Genomic DNA, 21,603 nt, shown 5'->3' with positions numbered 1-21,603 from the left:
ATGCATCTCAAACGTGTGGGCTCGCAGCCCTCGATGAAAGGCCCCGATGAATGGTTCACGGGCACCGTGCGGATCGACCCGCTCAACAACGCGCCGGCACCGTCGCGGGTATCGTGTGCGAACGTCACCTTCGAACCCGGCGCGCGCAGCGCCTGGCATACCCACCCGCTGGGCCAGACCCTGGTGGTCATCAGCGGCTGCGGCTGGACCCAGTGCGAGGGCGAGGCGATCGTCGAGATCCGCGCCGGCGACGTGATCTGGTGCCCGCCCGGCCACAAGCACTGGCATGGGGCCTCGCCGACTACCTCCATGACGCACATCGCGATCCAGGAAGCGCTGGATGGCGTGAACGTGGTGTGGATGGAGAAGGTCAGCGACGCGCAGTACCTGGCTGGCCCGCCGCCACGACCGCAGCAATGAAGTCCTTGTGACTCGGCATGACGTTCACGCACTTGCCGATCACCTCTTCGATATTCCCGAGGAAGGCCTGCAGCTCCCTGTCGTCCAGCAGGCCGGCCAGCGGATGGTGGCCCTGGGCGCGCACGCCCTGCCCGTGCAGCACCTGCTGCCAGCCGACTTCGGCGAACAACTCGTTGTTCTCGCGGATCACGCGGCCGTGGCTCCTGTACAGGTCCAGCTTGCGGCGCAGGGTGTCCGGGATCTCCATCGTGCGGCAGTGGTCCCAGAACGGCGTATCGCTGCGCTCGGTCGCGTGGTAGTGCAGGATGAGGAAGTCGCGGATGCGTTCGACCTCGAAATCGCACTGGGCGTTGAATTCGTCGATGTCGGCCTGCTGGAAGCCGGCGTCCGGGAAGAAGCCGACCAGGCGCGAGAGCGTCGACTGGACCAGATGGATCGAGGTCGATTCCAGCGGTTCCAGGAAGCCCGACGACAGGCCGATCGCGACCACGTTCTTGTTCCAGGTCTTCTTGCGCTTGCCGGCTGTGAAGCGCAGCATGCGCGGGTCGGCCAGCGCCTTGCCATCCAGGTTGTTCATCAGGACCGAGGCCGCCTCGTCGTCGCTCATGAAGCGGCTCGCGTACACGTGGCCGTTGCCGGTGCGGTGCTGCAGGCCGATGCGCCATTGCCAGCCGGCCGGGCGCGCGGTGGCGATCGTGTAGGGCAGCAGCTCGCCGGACAGTTCGCACGGCACCGCCCAGGCGCGGTCGCAGGGCAGCCAGTGGCTCCAGTCCTCGAAGCCGGTCTTCAGGGTCTGCTCGATCAGCAGGGCGCGGAAGCCCGAGCAGTCGATGAACAGGTCGCCTTCGACCACCGTACCGTTCTCCATCACCACCGACTCGATGAAATCGTCCGCACGCTGGCGCACCTCGACCACCTTGCCCTCGGTGCGCACTACCCCATGGTGCTCGGCGTACTTGCGCAGGTAGCGCGCGTACAGGCCGGCATCGAGGTGGAAGGCGTACGGGATATCGGCCAGCGGCGAGTTCGGCATGTCGGTGGACGGGCGCATGAATTTGTGCGCCTTGGCCGCCATGCGGTTGAGCGAGTAGCGCTCCAGGTCCGGCGCCTTGCCGGCCTGCCAGGCGCGCAGCCAGTACTGGAAGAACTCCAGCGTCCACAAGGGCTGGCCGATGGAACCGAAGCCGTGCATGTAGCGGTCGCCCAGCTTGCCCCAGTCGACGAAATCGATGCCGAGCTTGAAGGTGGCCTTGGTCTCGCGCATGAATTCGTCCTCGTTGATGCCGAGGGCGGTATTGAACAGGCGGATCATCGGGATCGTCGATTCGCCGACGCCGACGGTCGAGATCTCGTCCGATTCGATCAGGCGGATCGCGTAGCGCTTCTGCAGGAGGCGCGACAGCGAAGCCGCCGCCATCCAGCCGGCGGTGCCGCCGCCGACGATCACGATGTTCTTGAGGGGGGTAGATGTCTCGTTCTTCATTGTGTTAGCAGCATATGTAAAAAGCCTCCTGCGCGGTAGTACCGGGCAAGAGGCTTTTATTGAGTTGTCGGCTTACGCCAACACCTGAATTACAGCTTGTAGTTCAGGCCGAACAGCACGGTGCGGCCGTAGCGGGTGTCTTCGATGACGTTATCCTTGGTCTTGCGATAACGCTTGAAGTGCGCGTCGTTCACGTTGTTCATCTCCAGCAGGAAGGACAGACCTTTCATCGGGCCGCTCTGGAACTCGTAGCCGAACTGCAGGTCGAGCACCTTCTCGCCGTTGATGTAGGTGAGTTCGCGGTCACCGGTGTTGGTGCTGACTTCACCGATGAAGTCCGAACGGTAGCGCTCAGCGGCACGTGCCGAGAAGCCTGCCTTCTCGTAGTACAGCGTCAGGCTGGCGATGCGGCGCGACAGGCCCGGCAGGCCCATGTTGCCCGAGCCGCCTTCGGCCGTGTCAGGCAGATTGACCGCGCTGCTGTTCTGCGAAGCGTTGGCGACCACGCCGAAGCCGTCCAGGTAGCGGCTGAACACGTTCAGCGGCATCGATGCTGCCAGTTCCACGCCCTTGATGTTGCCGCCGTTGCCGTTGACCGGCGAGGTGAACAGGCCGATGTTGGTCGGCGCCTTCACGGTGGTCGGCTGCAGGTACGGGGTGAAGTCGACGGTGCGGCTGGTGGTCACGATATACGTGTCCAGCTTCTTGTAGAACACCGCGGCGCTGACGTAGGCCTTGCTGTCCCAGTACTTCTCGTACGACAGGTCGATGCCCTTGGCGCGGAACGGATCCAGCTTCGGATTGCCGCCGCTGCCGCTGTAGATGGCGCGGGTAGCATCGTAGCCGAAGTTGCCGCTGGCGCGCATGTCGTTCAGGGTCGGACGGGCCATGATCTTCGACAGCGAGAAGCGCAGTGCCTGCTGGTTGCCCAGGTCGCCGATCAGGTTCAGGCTCGGCAGGAAGTCGTTGTAGCTGGTGCCGTCGCTGACCGGTGCGGTCGGACGGTTGGCGTCGCTGGTGCCGCCGTTCTTGTCGACCGAGTAGGCGGTCGAATCCTGCTTGGTGTGGATCATCTGCAGGCCCAGGGCGCCACGCACCGGCAGGAAGCCGACCTGCTGGTCGATGCCCAGCTTGGCGAAGGCGGTCGTGACCTTTTCGCTCACGATCCAGTCCTTGTTCCAGATGTCCGGATGGTTCTTGCGCTTCAGGTCGTACAGGTTGTTCAGGTTGGCGACCGGATCGAAGGTGATCACGTTGATGCCGCTGTCGCCGGCCATGCCCGAGCCGCTGCCCGACGGATAAGGCGCAGTCGCCAGCGGGTTGCTGTTGCCCTTCACCGACAGCAGGTTCTCGGTGTACTCGCGGGTCTTCGAGCGGTTCGACACGTTGACGCCGGCGGTCACTTTGCTGAAGAACATGCCTTCCGGCAGATCGCGGGAAGCGTCCAGGCGCAGCGCGTCGATCTTGTCGTACACGTGCGGGAACTTGACGTAGCCTGCCTGCACGTCGGCGCCGCCCCAGCCCTGCGGGTCGGTCAGCTTGACGACGTTCGGATCGGCGTAGTTCAGGCCCGGCACGAAGCTGTGGCTGCCGGCCGAGAACTTGACGATATCGAGCCCGGCGCCGCCATAGGTTTCGATGTTGGTGCCGTTGCGCTCGGCCGAGTTGAACGACAGGTCCAGGTTGGCGGTCCAGTCCGGAGTCACGCGCAGCTTGTTGTTCCAGCCGATCGACTTGGTGGTGTCGGTCCACGACACGGCGTCGTTGCGGACCACGGCCTTGACGTTGTCGAAGGCGCCGGCGGTCGCGCTGCCGCCCGACAGGGTCGGGTTGATCAGGTGGCCCGGCTGGTCGTACTTGCTGGTGGTGCTGGTGTAGTCGTCGTTCAGCGGCATCTGGATGCCGCGGGTACGGTTGTTACGGTCGTAGCGGGTGTAGAACAGGTCGACCGTGGAGGTGAACTCCTTGCTCGGACGGTACTGGATCACGCCCATCAGGCCGTTGCGGGCTTGCTCGTAGCCGTCGGTCCAGGCATTGAAGCCGTTGTACGGCACGTTGACCTTCTGCCCGTTGTAGTTGGCGGTGCCGTTACCCCAGGATTCGAAGCGGGTGGTGTCGCCGCTGCGGCCCTGCAGGCGGGCGAAGCCGAAGGCCACGCCGACCTGGCGGTTCATGAACTGGTCGATGTACGAGAAGGTGAAGCGGTTGCCATGGCCCTTGTCGTTATCCATGCCCAGGCCGGTCTTGTCGCGGCGGTAGTTCATGGCGATGGTGCGCTTGGCGAAGTCCAGCGGACGCACGGTCTGCAGGTCGACGGTGCCCGACAGGCCCTGGCCGACGAGGGCGCCGTCCGGGGTCTTGTAGATCACCACGCCCGACAGCAGCTCGGACGGGTACTGGTCGAATTCGACGCCGCGCGAGTCGCCGGTCGAGACTTGCTCGCGGCCGTTCAGCAGGCCGGTCGAGAAGTCCGGGGACATGCCGCGGATCGAGATCACGGCCGCCTGGCCGTTGCTGCGCTGGGCGGTCACGCCCGGCAGACGGGCGATCGACTCGGCGATGCTCTGGTCCGGCAGCTTGCCGATGTCTTCGGCCGAAATCGCTTCGACGATGGAATCGTTGTTCTTCTTGACGGAGATGGCCGCCTCGATGCCGCGGCGGATGCCGGTCACCTGCACGGTCGTGATGCCGGAATTGGTGGCGCCGGTCGCGGCGGCGTCCTGGCCGCTGGTGTCCTGCGCGTAGGCGGCATGGCTGGTCAGCGCCATGAAGACGGCGCAGCCGGCTGCAACCGGGCTGAGCTTGAATGCAATGCTGCCCGGCACAGTGCGCGCCGCGCGCTTATTGATAAGGTTCATTTGTCCCCTCAAATCGTTCAAATCTATGTTTTTCCCGAAAACACTAGCCGGAGAGCCATCACCACGGGAGCCAAAAGCAAACGTTCTTAGACGTTCTGCTAACGATTCTGTACTAAAACTAGATGCACTGTCAACGGAACTTGTCCGCGACTACGTGATTGTGGATCTTTTACGCGCTTTTGTGAGAGTGAAGCCCTATATCGTTGTATTCGAGCTACAAAGACGGCATACAGACAATGTAGTCGTACTACAATTTGCTTACTTTGCACCAATGTGGGTTGCGTTTGCACCAGTCTGGTGCGAATTTTCGTAGTAGATTTTCAGCTTATATCAATACATTTGTTTGGCAGCATGTATTTACCTTGTTGAAATGGTGTAGCAAAACTAGAGACTCCACAGGATGCTTTCGTTGAAGCCATATCTGCACTCGTGTATTCTCTAGGCAACAATGCAAACCCGGCACATTCCGCAGGACACTTCTGTCCGTTTGCCGATGTAGTTGCGCTACTTATGGAGACGATTCCCATGCCCGGCACCATCCACCGCGCCCTGTCAAGCATCCTTATCGGCACTGCCCTGCTCGCTACCGGCGTGGCGCGGGCCCAGGCGCCTGCCATCGACCACGTCGACCCGCCGTTCTGGTGGGCCGGCATGCACGACCAGCGCCTGCAGCTGATGGTCCACGGCCCCGCCATCGCCGACCTCGAACCGGCGCTGGCCTATCCCGGCGTGCGCATCGCCCAGGTGACGCGGGTCGCCAACCGCAACTACCTGTTCATCGACCTGGTCGTCGACGGCAAGGCGGCGCCGGGCAGCCTGCGCATCGATTTCCGCGGCCAGGGCGACGCCAGGGGACGCAGCGCCAGCTACACCTACCGCCTGCTGGCGCGGGAGGCGAATTCCGCCGAGCGCAAGGGTTTCGATACCCAGGATGCGATCTATCAGGTCATGCCGGACCGCTTCGCCAACGGGATTCCTGCCAACGACAGCGTGGCCGGCATGGCCGACAAGCTGGACCGCAAGCTCGGCCACGGCCGCCACGGCGGCGACATCCAGGGCATGATCGACCACCTCGACTACATCGCCGGCATGGGCTTCACCCAGCTGTGGCCGACACCGCTGGTCGAGAACGACATGCCGGCCGCCTCCTACCACGGCTATGCCGCCACCGATCACTACAGGATCGACCCGCGCTACGGCAGCAACGAGGACTACGTGCGCTTATCAAAAGAAGCGCGCAAGCACGGCATCGGCCTGATCCAGGACGTGGTGCTCTCGCACATCGGCAAGAACCACTGGTGGATGAAGGACCTGCCGACGCCGGACTGGATCAACCACAACGGCAAGTTCGTGCCGACCCACCACCACCGCACCGCCGTGCAGGACCCGTATGCGTCGAAGGAAGACGCCAGCAACTTCACCACCGGCTGGTTCAGCCCCGGCATGCCGGACATGAACCAGACCAATCCGCTGGTCGCCAATTACCTCATCCAGAACAATATCTGGTGGATCGAATATGCGGGTTTGAGCGGGCTGCGGATCGACACCTTCGGCTACTCCGACGGCGCCTTCCTGACCGAGTACACGAAACGCCTGATGGCCGAGTACCCGCACCTGAACATGGTGGGCGAGGAATGGAGCAAGCTGCCGGCCGTGGTCTCGCACTGGCAGCGCGGCAAGCGCAACTTCGACGGCTACGTCAGTTCGATGCCCAGCCTGATGGACTTCCCGCTCACGGAAGCGATGCGCACCGCGCTGGCCGACAAGGAGGGGAACAACATCTTCAACGAGGTCTACGAAACCCTGTCGCTCGACTACCTGTATCCGGACCCGAGCCGCCTGGTGCTGTTCGAGGCCAACCACGACATGCCGCGCCTGTACAGCGTGGTCGGCGAAGACATCGACCGCTGGAAGATGGACCTCGCCTTCGTGATGACGATGCCGCGCATCCCCCAGCTCTATACCGGCGACGAACTCCTGATGACCAGCGCCACCAGGGAGCGCGACGACAACAGCTACCGCCGCGACTTCCCGGGCGGCTGGGCCGGCGACAAGGTCAATGCCTTCACCGGCGCGGGCCTTTCCACGCGCGAGCGCGAGGCCCAGGAATTCGTCCGCAAGCTGGTCAACTGGCGCAAGAACAGCCCCGTCATCCACCACGGGAAGCTGATGCACTACGGGCCGGAAGAGAATACCTACGTTTACTTCCGCTATGACGGCAACAAGAAAGTCATGGTGGCGTTCAATGCGAACACGAAGGACACCGTACTGCGCGCCGAGCGCTTCCACGAGATGCTCGACGGCGTGGCGTCGGGACGCGATGTCCTGACTGGCAAGACGTTTGCGCTGAAGGACGAGATCCGCTTGCCGGCCAAGTCCGTGCTGATTCTTGAAATTTAATGTCCGCGCGGGCACGTTGTGCCTACGCCGGCCGCGCCCACCCTACCTATGAAACCGACCGTCATCGCCATCGCCGCGGCCCTGCTCGCGCAATCCCTGCCCGCCATCGCCGCCGAAGCGCCGCCGCTGCGCTACGAGCTCTACGTGCGCGGCGCCTTCAACGGCTGGGGCACCGACAACCGGCTCGCGTACCAGGGCAAGGGCATTTACGAGACCGAGATCCTGGTCAGCCCCGGCAACCACGCTTTCAAGATCGGCAGCAAGGACTGGAGCGCCGAGTGGGTCGCGAATCCGTCCGCCAGCGTGGCGGTGAAGCCCGGCACGGCCTATCCGCTGGCCCTCGAGGCCGGCCCCGAGGACACCCTGTTCACGAAGCAGACCGCGACCTTCCGCTTCCGCGTCGACGTCAGCGATCCGGCGAAACCGGTGCTGAGCGTGGGCCGCGTCGAGACGCCAGCCACCGGGCCCGCCGTCGATCCGCATGCGGGTGCCGGCGCGACCGCCTCATTGAGCTTCCCGACCTGGGACGGCAAGCAGGAAACGGCGCGCTTTTCGGTGCGCGATCCGCAGGCGCCGTTGCGCACCTACGCGCACTCGACCACCATGCAGCTGCGCGACCCCGGCCCGCAATACCTCAGCTACCAGGAGGATGCCGCCCTGCCCCGGGTTCGCAGCGGCAACCTGGCCTTCGACGCCCTGTTCGCGCTGGCGGCCCACGAGATGCGCCTGGACTCCGTGAAGGAAATCCGCGACGGCAACTACAACGGCAACAATCCAGTTCCCTGCGACTGCTTCGAGACGGGAGAGAAATGGCACTACGTCTGGACCCGCGACCTGTCCTATGCGGCCGACCTGGGCCTGGCAATGCTCGATCCGCAGCGGGTGCGCAATTCGCTGCTGTTCAAGCTGTCGGGCTGGCGGGATGGCGTCAAGCCGGGGCCGCAGGCCGCCGGCACGCCGGACGGCCTGCAGATCGTACAGGACACCGGCAGCGGCGGCAGCTGGCCGGTCAGCACCGACCGCATCGCCTGGGCCTTCGCCGCCGAGGAAGTGCTGAAATCCCTGGCCCCTAGCGAGCGCCGGGCCTTTGCCGCCACCGCGCTGAAGGCTTTGTCGAATACGATCGACAACGACCGCATCGCCGCCTTCGATACAGCCTCCGGCCTGTACACGGGCGAGGAATCCTTCCTCGACTGGCGCGACCAGAGCTATGCTGCGTGGATTCCGCAGGACCTGGCCTCGATGGCGAGTTCGAAGGCGCTGTCGACCAACGTCGGCCACTACAAGGCCCTGGGCCTGGCCGCCACGCTGGCGCGCGAACAGGGCGACGAGGCCCGCGCGGCCCGCTACGCAGGCTGGGCGCGCGATCTGAAGCGCGCCATCAACGCCCGCCTGTGGCTGGACGATGCCGGCATGTACAGCAGCCTCACCGCCGCGCATTTCGACGGTGCGCCGATGCACAAGTTCGACTGGCTCGGGCAGTCGCTCGCCATCGTCACCGGCATCGCCGACGGCCGGCAGGCGCGCAGCATCCTGGCCAGCTATCCGCATGGCCCGATGGGCGCGCCCGTGATCTGGCCGCAGCAGCCCGACATGCCGGTCTACCACAACCGCGCCATGTGGCCCTTCGTGACGGCCTACGGCCTGCGCGCCGCCGTGGCGGGACGCAACGTGGCCGTCGCCGACGCCGCCTACAACTCGCTGATGCGCGGTGCCGCCCTGAACCTGTCGAACATGGAGAACCTGGAGTGGCTGTCCGGCCAGCCCGTGCTGCTCGACGAAGCCCATCCCGAGCTGATCGGGCCGGTCATCAACTCGAAGCGCCAGCTGTGGTCCGTCGGCGCCTATCTCGGCATGGTGGTGCGCAATGTGTTCGGGGTCTCGACCACGAACGAAGGCATCGCTCTGCAGCCCTTCGTCACGGGCAAGCTGCGCGGCGGCGTGTTCGCGGCCTCCGATACCCTGACGCTGGACAATCTGCGCCTGCAGGGCCATGTGCTCGACCTGACCTTGCGCCTGCCCGCGGCCGCGCGCGCGGGCGCGGGCGCGGGCACAAGCGGCGTGTATGCGGTCGAACGCATTCTCCTGAACGGCAAGCCGGCAGGCAGCCGCATCGGGTGGAGCGAGCTGGGAGACGCGAACCGCATCGAGATCGTGCTCGGCAGGCTCGAAGCCGGAGAGCAGGCGATCCGCCGGGTGAACGCCGACCCCTATGTGGAAACGCCTGCCGTGTTCGGCCCGCACGAGCCGGCCATCGCCAGCCTGCGGCGCGACGGCGGCGGCCACGCCATCCTCGGCATCGCGTCACAGGATGGTGACCAGGTCCGCTATACCGTCTACCGCGACGGCAAGCCGGTGGCCTCGGACCTGCCGGCCGGCGCCTGGACCGACCGGCAGGCCTCCGGCACCGCCTGCTACGCCGTCGAAGCGGAATTTTCCGGCTGGGGCAACCACAGCCACCACAGCCGGCCGCGCTGCCTCGATGCCGGCGTCGAGATCGCCGCCAGCGACCCGCGCGTGAGCGCCGGCGTGGCGCTGGCCGCACCGAACCAACGCTTTGACGAACCGCACCTGGCCGGCTGGGGCAAGCCGCAGGACCGCTTTAGCGTCAGGGATATCGAGCTGCCATCGGCCGGCGACTACGCCGTGCAGATCCGCTACCACAACGGCGCCAACCAGGTGAACCTGGGCATCAGCGGTGGCGTAAAATGGCTGGCGGTAAAGGATGAGTCGGGCGCCATCGTCGCGCAGGGCGTGGTGCAGCTGCCGCACGCGCGCATCGAGAAGGCGCACACGCCGATCGTGTATTCGACGCCCTTGATGGTCCATTTGACGGCGCGCCCGAAAGCGAACGGCGCCTACCGGATCGAGATGAGCGACTTCTACAACATGAGCTACCTGCAGAGCAACAGCACCTTCAGCGCGGCGGGCGGCGCCGAGGGACCATCCAACCGCTTCGACATCTATGGCGTACGCCTGCTGCGCGTGCGCTGAACCGGAGACTCCATGAAACAAGGCATGAAGACGGCCGCGGCGGCGATGCTGCTGGCGCTGCTGGGAATGAATGCGCCGCTGGCCGGCGCCACCACGGTGCGGGTGCACTACCCGGCCGGCAAGGAAGGCATCCGCATCGTCGGCGACAAGGGGCCGATGAGCTGGTCGAAGAGCGTGCCGGCGCAGGCGCCCGACGGCCCGGTGAACATCTGGACCTATACCTGGCCCGACGAGCTGGGCGAGGTGCAGATGAAGCCGATCCTGGGCGAGGGGAAGGTCGCGGTCGGCGGCGCCTACAAGCTGGCGGCAGGCAGCAAGGTCGACATCTATCCCTTCTTCGGCGCGCCGTTCGGCAAGCTGACGATCGTGAAGGACTTCGCCTCGCCCCAGCTGAAGAACAGCCGCGCACTGCGCATCTGGCTGCCGCCCAGCTATGCGGAGAATCCGGCCAAGCGCTATCCGGTGCTCTACATGCACGACGGCCAGAACCTGTTCGATGCGAAGACCGCCGCCTACGGCGTCGAATGGGGCATCGACGAGACCATGAACCGCCTGGTGGCGATGGGCACGGTGGACGAGGTGATCGTGGTCGGCATCGACAACACGCCGGACCGCATCCCCGAATACACGCCCTGCTGCGACCCGAAATACGGCGGCGGCAAGCTCGATGCCTACGGCGCCTTCATCGTCGAGACGGTCAAGCCTTACGTCGACCGCAACTACCGCACGCTGCCGGGCAAGGACACGACCGCGATCATGGGTTCCTCGCTGGGCGGCATCGCCTCGGTCGCGATCGCGCAGCGCTACCCGGACATCTTTTCGAAGGCGGGCGGCGTCTCCAGCTCGTTCTGGTGGAACAAGGGCGCGCTGATCTCGACGCTGCCGGCGCGCGTGCCGGTCAAGTTCTACCTGGACGCCGGCACCACCGACGACGGACTGGAAGACACGGCCCGGATGGTGGAGGCCATGCGGGCCAAGGGCTACCGCGAGAGCACCGACCTGATGTTCTTCAAGGCCGAAGGGGGCCGCCACAACGAAGCCTCGTGGGCGGCGCGGGTGGAAAAGCCGCTGACCTGGTTCTTCCCCTGGGGTAGCAGTAAGCAATAAGCGCCTCGTCGTTCCCGACACTGCCGGAAACGACTTCCCGCGCAGGCGGGAACGACGTTCTATAGCTCGATGCTGTACAGATTGGTGCCGGCATCCTCGGGCACCAGGTGCATGAACCGCACGAAGCCCATCCCCAGCTTGCGCAGCAGGCCGTTCGAGGCGAGGTTGTTGGGCGAGGTGATCGCCAGCAGGCGCCGGATGCCCAGTGTCGGCGCGTAGGCCAGCACGGCCTGGGCGGCCTCGAAGGCATAGCCCTGGCCGCGCCAGCCGGGCAGGTAGGCATAGCCGAGGTCGATGCCGTCGAGGGTGTCGCGCTTGATCAGGCCGCACATGCCGATTGCCGTTGCGCACTCCTTCAGTTCGACTACGTAGAGCGAGTGGCCGCGTTCTTCCTGCATCGCGATCGGCCCGGTCAGCAGGGCCTGGTGTGCCTGCTCCAGCGTGCGGACACCCTTGTCGCCGATGTGCTCGATGAAGGCCGGGTCATTGACCAGCGCGTAAAAGAACCCGGCGTCGTCCGGCTTCGCGGTGCGCACCCGCAGGCGCGCGGTCTCGGCAATCTCCATGGATCAGTCTTCCTCCGGCCAGACCCAGCGCGCCGGGTCTTCCAGTAATTTATACATCACATAAGCGTCGACGAAGCCCAGGCGGCGGTGCCGGAAAGCCTTGGGCAGGGTGCCGACGATCGAAAATCCGAGCCGCTTCCACAGGTTGATCGCGGCATTGTTGGTGCTGACGACGTAATTGAACTGCATTGCCAGGTAGCGCTGGCGGCGCGCTTCTTCGATGCTGTGCTCGCCGAGCATGCGCCCTACCCCCACGCCCTGGGCGTTCGGGCTCACCATGTAGGCGGCGTTGGCGACGTGGTCGCCGCGGCCGAGGTGGTTCGGCTGCAGCTTGTACATCCCGAGCACCCTTTCCCCTCCTTTCACGGCGACGAAGGTGGTCGCGCTGGGCGCGAACCAGTAGTCGTGGCTGTCTTCACGACTGGTCGAGGCACCGTGGGCGAAGGTTTCGCCGGTGACGACGTGGGCCCGGAAAATGGCCCACATTGCATCGAAGTCGGCGTCGCGCGCTGGTCGGATCTGGATGTCTCTCACTGCTAGCCTGAGGGAATGTAACGAAAGCGCAAGATTCTAAACCGGTATTTGTCCGCACGGCTACAGAAAAATGTAACTGCATTTACAGAAAGAAATTGAATTACGGTAAGCAACGTCTTTATACAATCTATAAACTTAAACAATTTATAAACGAAAATTAACACTCGACGGCCGGTCCGGCAGGTGCAAGACGGCGCGGGCGGGCGGCGCCTCGCTGAGGATGCGGCCGCGGCGCACTACCAGGCGGCGCGCGGCGCGCAGGCGGATCGCCTCGACCGGACTGCCGGCGTCGAGCAGCACCAGGTCGGCGTAACAGCCCGGCTCGATGCCATAGCCCTGCAGGCCGAGGATACGCGCCGGGGTCGCGGTCACGGCCTGGAAGCACTGGCGCATCGCGGCCTGGCCCGTCATCTGGGCCACGTGCAGGCCCATGTGCGCCACCTCCAGCATGTCGCCCGAGCCGAGGCCGTACCACGGGTCCATCACGCAGTCGTGGCCGAAGGCGACCGGCACGCCGGCGGCCAGCAGCTCCGGCACCCGGGTCATGCCGCGCCGCTTCGGATAGGTGTCGTGGCGGCCCTGCAGGGTAATGTTAATCAGCGGATTCGCGATCGCCGCCACGCCCGATTCGGCGATCAGCGGCAGCAGCTTGCTGACATAATAATTGTCCATCGAATGCATCGAGGTCAGGTGCGAGCCGGCCACCCTGCCCTGCAGGCCCAGGCGCTGCGCCTCCATCGCCAGCGTCTCGATGTGGCGCGACAGCGGATCGTCGGTCTCGTCGCAGTGCATGTCGACCATCAGGCCCTTGTCCGCCGCGAATTCGCACAGCAGGCGGATGGAGTCCGCCCCTTGCGCCATGGTGCGCTCGAAGTGCGGGATGCCGCCGACCACGTCCACGCCCATCGCGATCGCGCGCTTCAGGTTGTCGAAGGCGGCGGGACTCCTCAGCAGGCCGTCCTGCGGAAAGGCCACCAGCTGCAGGTCGATGTAGGAGGCGACCCGGCGCTTGACGTCGAGCAGGGCCTCGACCGCCAGCAGCCGCTCGTCGCAGACGTCGACGTGGGTGCGGATCGCCAGCAGGCCGCGCGCCACTGCCCAGTCGCAGTACCGGAGGGCACGCTCGACCAGGGCTTCCTGCGCCAGCTGCGGCTTCAGTTCGCCCCACAACGCGATGCCTTCGAGCAGGGTGCCGGATTCGTTCACGCGCGGCAGGCCGTAGCTGAGGGTCGCGTCCATGTGGAAATGGGCGTCCACGAAGGGCGGACTAACCAGGTCGCCGCCCGCATCGATCTCGCGCCGGCCCTGGTGCGGCAGCTTCGGCCCGACCGCGGTGATGCGTTCGCCCTCGATGGCGATGTCGATGGAAGGGCGGCCGTCGGCCAGGGTGGCGTTGCGGATGACGAGGTCCATGCGTTGGCTCCTGATTTACTGAAAGATCTGATGAGCTTGCCCGATTGTAGGCAGATTAGCAAAAAACTAGTTATGTCAATGACGCAGATCAAGATGTCATGCTGCGACGCAAGGTTTCCTTGCAAAAACAACACAAATACTTCTTTCCAACACTACCGAACGCCTTTACACTAGCTTCTTATTGCAGTGCGTCATAACTGAACAAAAGGGATCCAGATGACTCGATTTTCCGACCAGTTGTCCGCCGTCCGCCAGGCCCAATTGGAGGCCCAGCTCGACATGTTCCGCAACCTGACGTCGCGCGCCCTCGACAGCGCCGGGCAGATCGCCGCGTTGAACGTGCGCGCTTCGCGTGCCTCGATGGAGCAGGCCGCCGGCACCATGAAGCACCTGCTCGAAGCGCGCGATCCGCGCGACCTGCTGGCCCTCGGCTCCGCCGCCCAGGGGCAGTGGCATACCCTGTTCTCGTATGGCCGCGAGCTGTTCGGCCTGGCAATCGGCGCGCGCGCGCTGCCGGCAACGATTCCGCTGCTGGCCGCGCCGGCACCGACCGCGAACGTGCCGACCACCTACACCCAGGTGATCGACCAGGTCTCGATCGCCACCGACGCCGCCGCCACCATTACCGGGGAGATCGCCGCCGCGGCCGTGGACATCGGTGCCGCCCAGGCCGAAGCCGCGCTCGAGGCCGGCACCGTGGCGCGCACGCAAGCCGCGCCGGCAAACCAGCCTGCCGGCGCAGCGGCCAGCGAACCCGCCGACGCCCAGCTCGCGGCAGCCGAAGCGGCAATCGACACCGCCATCGCCGACGACGTTCCGCCCGCCGAGCCCACGCCGCTGGCCAAGGCCCTGAGCGAGGTCTCGCCCAAGCCGGCCGGCGCCGAGCATCCGCTCGCCTCCACCGTGCCGCTCGAAGCCGGCGACCAGGTCGAATTGCCGGCCGTCCGTCCTCAGGAAAATGTGGCGCGGGCGAAGCCGTCGCGCGGTCCGCGCCGCAAATAAGCGGTCGCTACGCAGCCAATAAGCGCCAGCTAAGCGAACAGGCAAGAGCCTGCCAAAAAGGTTACATTAGCGGTCCTCGCAACCAGAACGACGAACGGGACAGGCAATGGGTTTGGCAAGGCTGATCGGCGGTTTCGTGCGCCGGCATTGGCGCGCGTACGCGTCGTCGGCGGTAATGCTGTTCGGCGTTGCCCTGTGCTCGGTGCTGGTGCCGCGCAAGGTCGGCGCCACCATCGACGCCCTGGCGGCGCACCGCATCCAGGGCCACGAACTCACCATCCAGCTGCTGCAGCTGCTCGGCCTGGGCCTGGCGATCTATGTATTGCGCGTGGCCTGGCGGCTGCGCCTGTATTCGGCCGCCTACCGGCTCGGGGTCGAGCTGCGCACCAGGCTGTATGCGCGGCTGTCGGCCCAGGGCCCGGCCTTCTACCAGCGCCAGCGCACCGGCGACCTGATGGCGCTCGCCACCAACGACATCGACGCCATCGAGCAGGCCGCCGGCGAAGCGATGCTGGCCGGCTTCGACGGCACCCTGACCCTGTTGATGGTACTCGGCATCATGTTCCTCGGCGTCGACTGGCGCCTGACCCTGATCGCCCTGCTGCCCTTCCCCCTGATGGCGCTGGCGTTCTGGCGCATCTCCAGCCATATCCACACAGCGTCGAGCGATTCGCTGAAGCGCTTCTCGAGCCTCAACGACCACGTGCAGGAGACCCTGTCCGGCGTGCGCACCCTGCGCGCCCTCGGCCTGGAAGCGCGCAGTGCCAAGCAGTTCTCGGAGCTGGCCGCGCGCGCCGCGGACGCCAGCCTGACGGCACAGAAATGGGAAGCGGCCTACGAACCGGCGGTCGGCCTGACCCTGAGCGCGGCCACCGGCCTGACCCTCGGCCTGGGCGGCTACCTGGTGTGGAACGGACAGCTCACCATCGGTTCGCTGACCAGCTTCACGATGTACCTCGGGCAGCTGATCTGGCCGATGTTCGCGGCCGGCTGGGTGCTGTCGCTGATCGAGCGCGGACGCGCGGCGCTGGCGCGCCTGCAGCCGCTGCTGGAGGCGCCGCTCACGATCGATGACCACGGCACCGTCGACCGCCTCGCGCGCGGCCCGCTGGTGCTGGACGGCGTGCGCTTCGCCTATGGTGGACAAGAACGTCCGGCGCTGCAGGACGTCTCGCTGCGCCTCGAACCGGGCCGGACCCTGGGCCTGGTCGGCCCCACCGGCGCCGGCAAGTCGACCCTGCTGCGGGTGCTGCTGCGCCAGGCCGAACCCCAGCACGGCCTTGTTACCTGGGGCGGCCACGCGCTCGACGACTATACCCTGGCCACGCTGCGCTCCGGGATCAGCTGGGTTCCGCAGGAATCCTTCCTGTTCTCGGCCCCGATCGCCGAGAACATCGCGCTCGGCCGCCCCGGCGCCTCGCGTGCCGAGATCGAGCACGCGGCGAAGATGGCCGACATCCACGCCGACATCCTGCGCTTCCCGGACGCTTACGACACCCCGGTCGGAGAAAAGGGCATCACCCTGTCCGGCGGCCAGCGCCAGCGCGTCGCGATCGCGCGCGCGCTGCTCGCGCAAAGCCCGCTGCTGCTGCTCGACGACGCCTTGTCGGCGGTCGACACCGGCACCGAGACCCGCATCCTGGAACACCTGAATGAACTGCGCGCCGGCCGTCCCGAACTGTCGGCGGTGATCGCCAGCCACCGCCTGTCGGCCGTGGTCAAGGCCGACCTGATCGTCGTGCTGAAGGATGGACGCATCGTCGAATCCGGCACCCACGAGGCCCTGCTCGCACGCGACGGCTGGTATGCCAGCCAGTGGCGCTATCAACAACTGGAGGCCAGCCTCGATGCTTAATAATGTACCGCAAGCCAGGCAGGCGGCCGGCCTGCTGCGCCGCGCCGCGCATCCGGACCGCGCCCACCTCGGCTGGGCCACCGCCTGGCTGGTGCTGGCCGCCGGCCTCGAAGTGCTCGGTCCCCTGCTCGGCAAGAAGCTGATCGACGATCACCTGCTGCCGCACCACCTGGACTGGACCCGCATGGGCCTGCTGCTGGCCGGGACACTCCTTACCGGCTGGGCGGCGTCGTGGATCCGCTTCTTGCAGCTGGTGCGCCTGTCCGGCCTGGCGATGCGCTCGGTGCAGCGCCTGCGCGAATGGGTCTACGGCCACGTGTTGCGCCTGCCGATGGCCTTCTTCGACCGCGCCATCACGGGCCAGCTGGTGAGCCGCGTCACCAACGACACCGAGGCGGTGAAGACCTTATATATTCAAGTGCTGTTCGTGATCCTCGACAGCAGCATCGTGCTGGTCGGCACCTCGATCGCGATGGCCTGGCTCGACTGGCACCTGATGCTGATCGTGCTGGCCCTGCTGCCCGCCGTGCTGGGCATCATCTGGCTGTACCAGCGCCTGTCGGCGCCGGCCGTCACGCGGGCGCGCGCGCTGCGCAGCGACATCAACGCCCAGATGGCGGAATCGATCGGCGGCATGAGCGTGCTGCAGGCGAACAATGCCCAGCACCGCTTCGGCGAACGTTTCAAGGCCACCAACGACCAGCACTACACGGCGCGCGTGGCCGAGCTGCGCGCCAACGCCTTCCTGCTGCGCCCGGCCCTGGACTTCCTCAACGTGATCCTGCTGGCGGTGGTGATCTTCAGCTTTGGCCGCCAGAGCATGGGCGCGGTCGAGGTCGGGGTGCTGTACGCCTTCATCAGCTACATCGCGCGGGTGGTCGAGCCGCTGATCCAGATTACGATGCAGTTCAGCGGCCTGCAGCAGGCGGTGGTCGCCACCGCGCGCGTGGCCGCCCTGCTGGATGAGGCCAACGCGCCCGAGCACGGCAAGCGCAGCGGCAGCGGCGGGCGCGCGGCCGACGGCCGCGCGGGCCGCACTTCCGATCCGGACGCCCCGGCGGTGCGGGTGCGCGACCTGAGCTTCGCCTATGTCGAAGGCCAGACCGTGCTGCACCACCTGTCGCTCGAGATCCCGCAGGGCGCCTTCTTCGGCATCGTCGGCCACACCGGCAGCGGCAAGTCGACCCTGCTGTCGCTGCTGCTGCGCTACTACCCGGCCATGTCCGGCAGCATCGAGATCCACGGCGAGCCGCTGGCCGGCATCGACAACGAACGCTTCCGCAACGAGGTCGGGCTGGTGCCGCAGGACCCCTTCCTGCTGGCCGCGTCGGCGCGCGAGAACATCGACATGGGGCGCGGCCTGCCGCAGGACCGCATCGAGGCCGCGGCGCGCGCCGCCCACGCCCACGACTTCATCGCGGCGCTGGAACAGGGCTACGACACGCCGCTGGGCGAAGGCGGCTCGCGCCTGTCGTCGGGACAGAAGCAGCTGATCGCGATCGCGCGCGCGCTGGCGGGGAAACCGCGCATCCTGCTGCTGGACGAAGCGACCTCCCGCATCGATAGCCAGACCGAGCAGATCGTCCAGCAGGCCGTGGTCGGACTGCGCGGCAAGGTCACCGTGATCGCGATCGCGCACCGCCTGTCGACCATCCGCGATGCCGACCGCATCATCGTGCTGAACCACGGCCGCATCAACGAATCCGGCACCCATGAAGACCTGATGCGCATCGAAGGAGGCCTGTACCAGCGCCTGTACCTGCTGCAGCAACTCGTTGTCTGAAAGGCACTATATGAGTTTTAGTCATATATGTATCTTTTTTGCATATATGCATTAAAACTTGTCTTTCCGAAAGGCAAGCGGCGTACAATATTTGGCTGAGTCCCGGCTGGGACGACCAACACGTCCCTGGGGAACTATGCTGGCAGGCCTATATCGCGGATCGCTTCACCGGCGCAGTCTGGGACTGCTGGCGACGCTTTTCCTGGCGTCCGGCATGGCGTTTGCGGACGCTCCCCTGCCGCTGTCCCAGCGCCTGGCCGCGATCCAGGACCTAAGCCGCTTCACGCCGCTGCGCGCCCTGCCGCAACTGGCCAGGCTGGAGCAGGAAAGCCGCGCCGCGCCGCTGGCCGAAAAAGCCGCCTTCCTCGACCTGTCCTGCAAGACCCATAACATTCTCGGCCACCAGGAACTCGCCAACAAGCTGTGCGACGAACTGATCGCGCTCGGCCAGCAGCATGCCGACAACACGATCATTGCGCGCGGCCTGCTGGCCAAGGGCTACGTGGTGTTCGCGATGAACGACCTGAGCCAGGCGCACCAGATGGTCTGGCAGGCGGAAAAGCTGGCCGCCGGCAGCCGCGACATGGACCTGCGGGTACGCTCCACGATCTCGTCCGGCGAATCCTTCGCCGAAGAGGGCAACTTCCCGATGGCGCTGACGAAGATGCAGGCCGCCGCCACGCTGGCGCGCCAGAGCGGCGATCCGATGCTGGCGACGATCGCGTTCAACGCGCTGGCCTACCTGTACAACCAGATGCGCGAGCACGAGAAAGGCTTCGACGCACTGAAGGAAGCCTACGGCGCCGCCGAGGGCATCGACTCGCCGGGGCGCCTGGCGACCCTCAAGACGACCGAATACGCGCTGTCGATCGAAACCGGCCAGGTCCAGCGCGGCCTGAAGGCCCTGCAGTCGGCCCTCGAACTGGAGCGCAAGATCGGCGCCGGCCCGATGATCGCGACCGCGCTGGTCAACCTGTCCGACTGCTACCTGAAGCTGAAGGATTACCGCAACGCCCTCTCGTACGCCCAGCAGGCGCTGGAACAGGCACGCCTGATCAACAAGGAGAGCTCGATGGCGACCGCGCGCACGAACATCGGCGAGGCCTACCTGGGGATGGGCCGCATGGCCGAGGGCAAGAAGACCATCGAAGAAGCCCTGGCCTGGTACGAGAAGCAGGGCGACAAGCCGTCGCTGCAAGCCTTCCTGTCCGAATACGGCGACGCCCTGGAACGCGCCGGCGACCTGCCCGGCGCCCTGCGGGCCTACCACCGCGAGCGCGCGCTGTCGAACGAGCTGTTCGAGAAGCGCCGCCAGAAGGTAGTGATGGAGCTGCAGGAAAAGTACGAGGCCGACAAGCGCCAGCGCCAGATCGAACTGCTGCGCCAGGAAAACCAGGTCAAGAGCACCGAGATCGACAACCGCCGCCTGCAGCAGCGCGTCTGGTGGCTGCTGGCCCTGGTGTTCGCGCTGTCCTCGGTGATCGTCTATTTCCTGTACCGCAAGGTGCGCCAGGCGAACGCCCGGCTCGAGGAAAAGAACCTGGAACTCAAGCAGCAGAGCGCGCGCGACCCGCTGACGGCCCTGTACAACCGCCGCCACTTCCAGGAATTCATGCGCGGCCGCCAGGAGATCGCGCAGACCGGTGCAAGCGGCGACATGGTCAGCGCGCTGTACCTGATGGACGTCGACCACTTCAAGCACATCAACGATACCTACGGCCACGGCGCCGGCGACGCGGTGTTGCGCGAGATCGCCGAGGCGCTGCGCGAGATCCTGCGCGAGACCGACATGATCGTGCGCTGGGGCGGCGAGGAATTCCTGGCCTTCCTGCCGGCGGTGCCGCGCAACAGGCTGGACGACGTCGCGCGCCGCCTGCTGGCCGGCATCCCGGCCCGCTCGATCGCGTACCAGGGCATCCAGCTGTCGGTGAATGTCTCGATCGGCTTTGCGCCCTTCCCGCTGGCGCCGGGCGGCAAGCCGATGTCGTGGGAACGCGCCGTCAACCTGGTCGACATGGCGCTCTACCTGGCCAAGGGCCATGGCCGCAACCGCGCCTACGGCGTGCAGGGTTTCGCGGGCGATAGCGGCATGAGCATGGAAGAGATCGAGCAGGACATCGAGGCCGCCTGGCGCGCGGGCAGCATCGAGCTGTCGATCGTGCAGGGGAGCTCGAATCCTCCGCAATTGCAGGCTGTGCCGGCGTAAGATTAGCGTCGTCCTCAGCGCGCCGCCTCCTGCATCTTCTCCCCCGCCTTCTCGACCTTCTCGCCTACTTTCGCCGTCGCCCGGTCCAGGTTGCGGCTGGCTTCCGCGGCCGCCACTTTCGCCTTTTCGCGCGCGCGCTCGGCGGCGGCGTCGGCCTCGGCCATCTGCTTCTGGACCGCATCCTGCACTTTGGTGCCGGCCTCGTCGACGGCCTTGCCGGCCTTCTGGGCCGGTCCCATGCCGTCGCCGGACGAGGGATCGCAGCCGGCCAGCACGGCGGCCGCCAGCATGACTGATATCGATAGTCGCTTCATCGTCTTCCTCCTTTATTCCGACGGCGCCGCCAGCGGATGGGACCGATGCGCCTCATCCTCGCGGCGCGCGTCCTCGATCCGGGCGCCGAGCGCGCGCGTGTTGTCGTCCTCGCCCCAGCGGCGCACGAAGGCCTGCAGGCGCGCCCTCGCCCTGTCCCAGCCGTCCGCCGCCAGCGCCGACTCGGCCGCGGCACTGGTCTCGTTCCAGGCCTTGGCGCGCTGGCGCCGCCGCGTGCAGATTGCCGCTTCGTCGTTGAGGCCCTGCTGCAGGCGCTGCAACTGCTCCGGCGTGGCACTCGTCTTGCGCAGGGCGATCAGCTCGGCCTGCGCCTCGCTGCCCTTGCACTCGTGCGCCAGGGCGATCGCCGCGTCGATGCGGCGGTCGATCTTCTTCGCCGACGGCTTGGCCATCAGCCATACCCCCCACAGCGCGGCGAGTACCAGCAGCCACCAGCGCAGCCGGATCGGCTTGCGCTGGGGCGGGTGCGCGTCCAGCGGCGGGCGTGGCACTTCCTGGCGCGGCGGCGCCGCTGCCGGACCTGCGGGGGCGGCCCCAGGCGCGGCGGCGCCCTTGCCGCCGTGGCCGAACTCGGTCGCGCTCGGGGCCGGCGCGGCAGCGGAAGGCGCCGCCGCGCGGGGCGCAGGCGCTTGCGGCTCCAGCGGCGCGG

At 66.3% G+C, this 21,603-nt stretch carries 14 protein-coding genes and 1 pseudogene; 8 read left to right on the top strand and 7 right to left on the bottom strand.

The genetic code is table 11. The annotated features are described in order from the left end of the window. Positions 1–420, top strand: coding sequence for a (R)-mandelonitrile lyase (locus ACI48D_RS03100; protein ID WP_435569746.1), 420 nt, complete (start codon positions 1–3; stop codon positions 418–420). On the opposite strand, the gene ACI48D_RS03095 is transcribed toward ACI48D_RS03100, so the two are convergent. Both ACI48D_RS03095 and ACI48D_RS03090 read right to left on the bottom strand, forming a co-directional pair. Continuing rightward, positions 371–1,903: a tryptophan halogenase family protein gene (locus ACI48D_RS03095; protein ID WP_435569745.1), complete on the bottom strand. Its 1,533-nt coding sequence runs from the start codon at positions 1,901–1,903 to the stop codon at positions 371–373. The genes ACI48D_RS03100 and ACI48D_RS03095 overlap by 50 nt on opposite strands. Positions 1,904–1,992: 89 nt before the next feature. Then, positions 1,993–4,761 carry a TonB-dependent receptor gene (locus ACI48D_RS03090; RefSeq protein WP_435569744.1) on the bottom strand — a complete coding sequence of 923 codons (2,769 nt, stop codon included), beginning with the start codon at positions 4,759–4,761 and terminating at the stop codon, positions 1,993–1,995. A 525-nt stretch (positions 4,762–5,286) separates the two neighbouring features. On the opposite strand from ACI48D_RS03090, the gene ACI48D_RS03085 reads away from it, so the two are divergent. The 3 genes from ACI48D_RS03085 to ACI48D_RS03075 are packed head-to-tail and all read left to right on the top strand — an operon-like array spanning position 5,287 to position 11,262. Continuing rightward, positions 5,287–7,161: a glycoside hydrolase family 13 protein gene (locus ACI48D_RS03085; protein WP_435569743.1), complete on the top strand. Its 1,875-nt coding sequence runs from the start codon at positions 5,287–5,289 to the stop codon at positions 7,159–7,161. 48 nt (positions 7,162–7,209) lie between these two features. Next, positions 7,210–10,155 (top strand): MGH1-like glycoside hydrolase domain-containing protein, encoded by a 2,946-nt coding sequence (locus ACI48D_RS03080; RefSeq protein ID WP_435569742.1) that lies wholly within the window; start codon positions 7,210–7,212, stop codon positions 10,153–10,155. A 12-nt stretch (positions 10,156–10,167) separates the two neighbouring features. Further along, positions 10,168–11,262, top strand: a complete 1,095-nt coding sequence (locus ACI48D_RS03075) for an alpha/beta hydrolase (protein WP_435569741.1) — start codon at positions 10,168–10,170, stop codon at positions 11,260–11,262. Between the two features lie 59 nt (positions 11,263–11,321). Here ACI48D_RS03075 and ACI48D_RS03070 read toward each other — a convergent pair whose 3' ends face one another. The 3 genes from ACI48D_RS03070 to ACI48D_RS03060 all read right to left on the bottom strand — a co-directional run bounded on the left by ACI48D_RS03070 (position 11,322) and on the right by ACI48D_RS03060 (position 13,775). Beyond that, positions 11,322–11,828, bottom strand: a complete 507-nt coding sequence (locus ACI48D_RS03070; protein ID WP_435569740.1) for a GNAT family N-acetyltransferase — start codon at positions 11,826–11,828, stop codon at positions 11,322–11,324. A gap of 3 nt (positions 11,829–11,831) precedes the next feature. Continuing rightward, entirely contained in the window at positions 11,832–12,362 is a 531-nt protein-coding gene (locus ACI48D_RS03065; protein ID WP_435569739.1) for an N-acetyltransferase family protein, read from the bottom strand. 144 nt (positions 12,363–12,506) lie between these two features. After that, entirely contained in the window at positions 12,507–13,775 is a 1,269-nt protein-coding gene (locus ACI48D_RS03060; protein ID WP_435569738.1) for an amidohydrolase family protein, read from the bottom strand. A gap of 216 nt (positions 13,776–13,991) precedes the next feature. Between ACI48D_RS03060 and ACI48D_RS03055 the strand changes: the two genes are divergently transcribed. From ACI48D_RS03055 to ACI48D_RS03040, 4 genes are all read left to right on the top strand, one after another. After that, positions 13,992–14,777 (top strand): phasin family protein, encoded by a 786-nt coding sequence (locus ACI48D_RS03055; RefSeq protein WP_435569737.1) that lies wholly within the window; start codon positions 13,992–13,994, stop codon positions 14,775–14,777. A gap of 106 nt (positions 14,778–14,883) precedes the next feature. Then, a complete protein-coding gene (locus ACI48D_RS03050; RefSeq protein WP_435569736.1) occupies positions 14,884–16,632 on the top strand; it encodes an ABC transporter ATP-binding protein in 1,749 nt (582 codons plus the stop codon). Next, complete coding sequence (locus ACI48D_RS03045) at positions 16,625–18,415, top strand: ABC transporter ATP-binding protein (protein ID WP_435569735.1); 1,791 nt, start codon at positions 16,625–16,627, stop codon at positions 18,413–18,415. The genes ACI48D_RS03050 and ACI48D_RS03045 overlap by 8 nt, the downstream gene beginning before the upstream one ends. Before the next feature lie 214 nt (positions 18,416–18,629). Beyond that, positions 18,630–20,621, top strand: a complete 1,992-nt coding sequence (locus tag ACI48D_RS03040; protein WP_435569734.1) for a tetratricopeptide repeat-containing diguanylate cyclase — start codon at positions 18,630–18,632, stop codon at positions 20,619–20,621. A 14-nt stretch (positions 20,622–20,635) separates the two neighbouring features. Here ACI48D_RS03040 and ACI48D_RS03035 read toward each other — a convergent pair whose 3' ends face one another. Continuing rightward, positions 20,636–20,935, bottom strand: coding sequence for a hypothetical protein (locus tag ACI48D_RS03035; protein WP_435569733.1), 300 nt, complete (start codon positions 20,933–20,935; stop codon positions 20,636–20,638). Between the two features lie 12 nt (positions 20,936–20,947). Further along, a pseudogene (locus ACI48D_RS03030) lies at positions 20,948–21,603 on the bottom strand (hypothetical protein); the annotation flags it as partial.

The sequence above is a fragment of the Massilia sp. LXY-6 genome (assembly GCF_051233485.1).
Lineage (GTDB): Bacteria > Pseudomonadota > Gammaproteobacteria > Burkholderiales > Burkholderiaceae_D > Telluria.
This window is presented reverse-complemented; position numbering and strand designations above follow the sequence as displayed.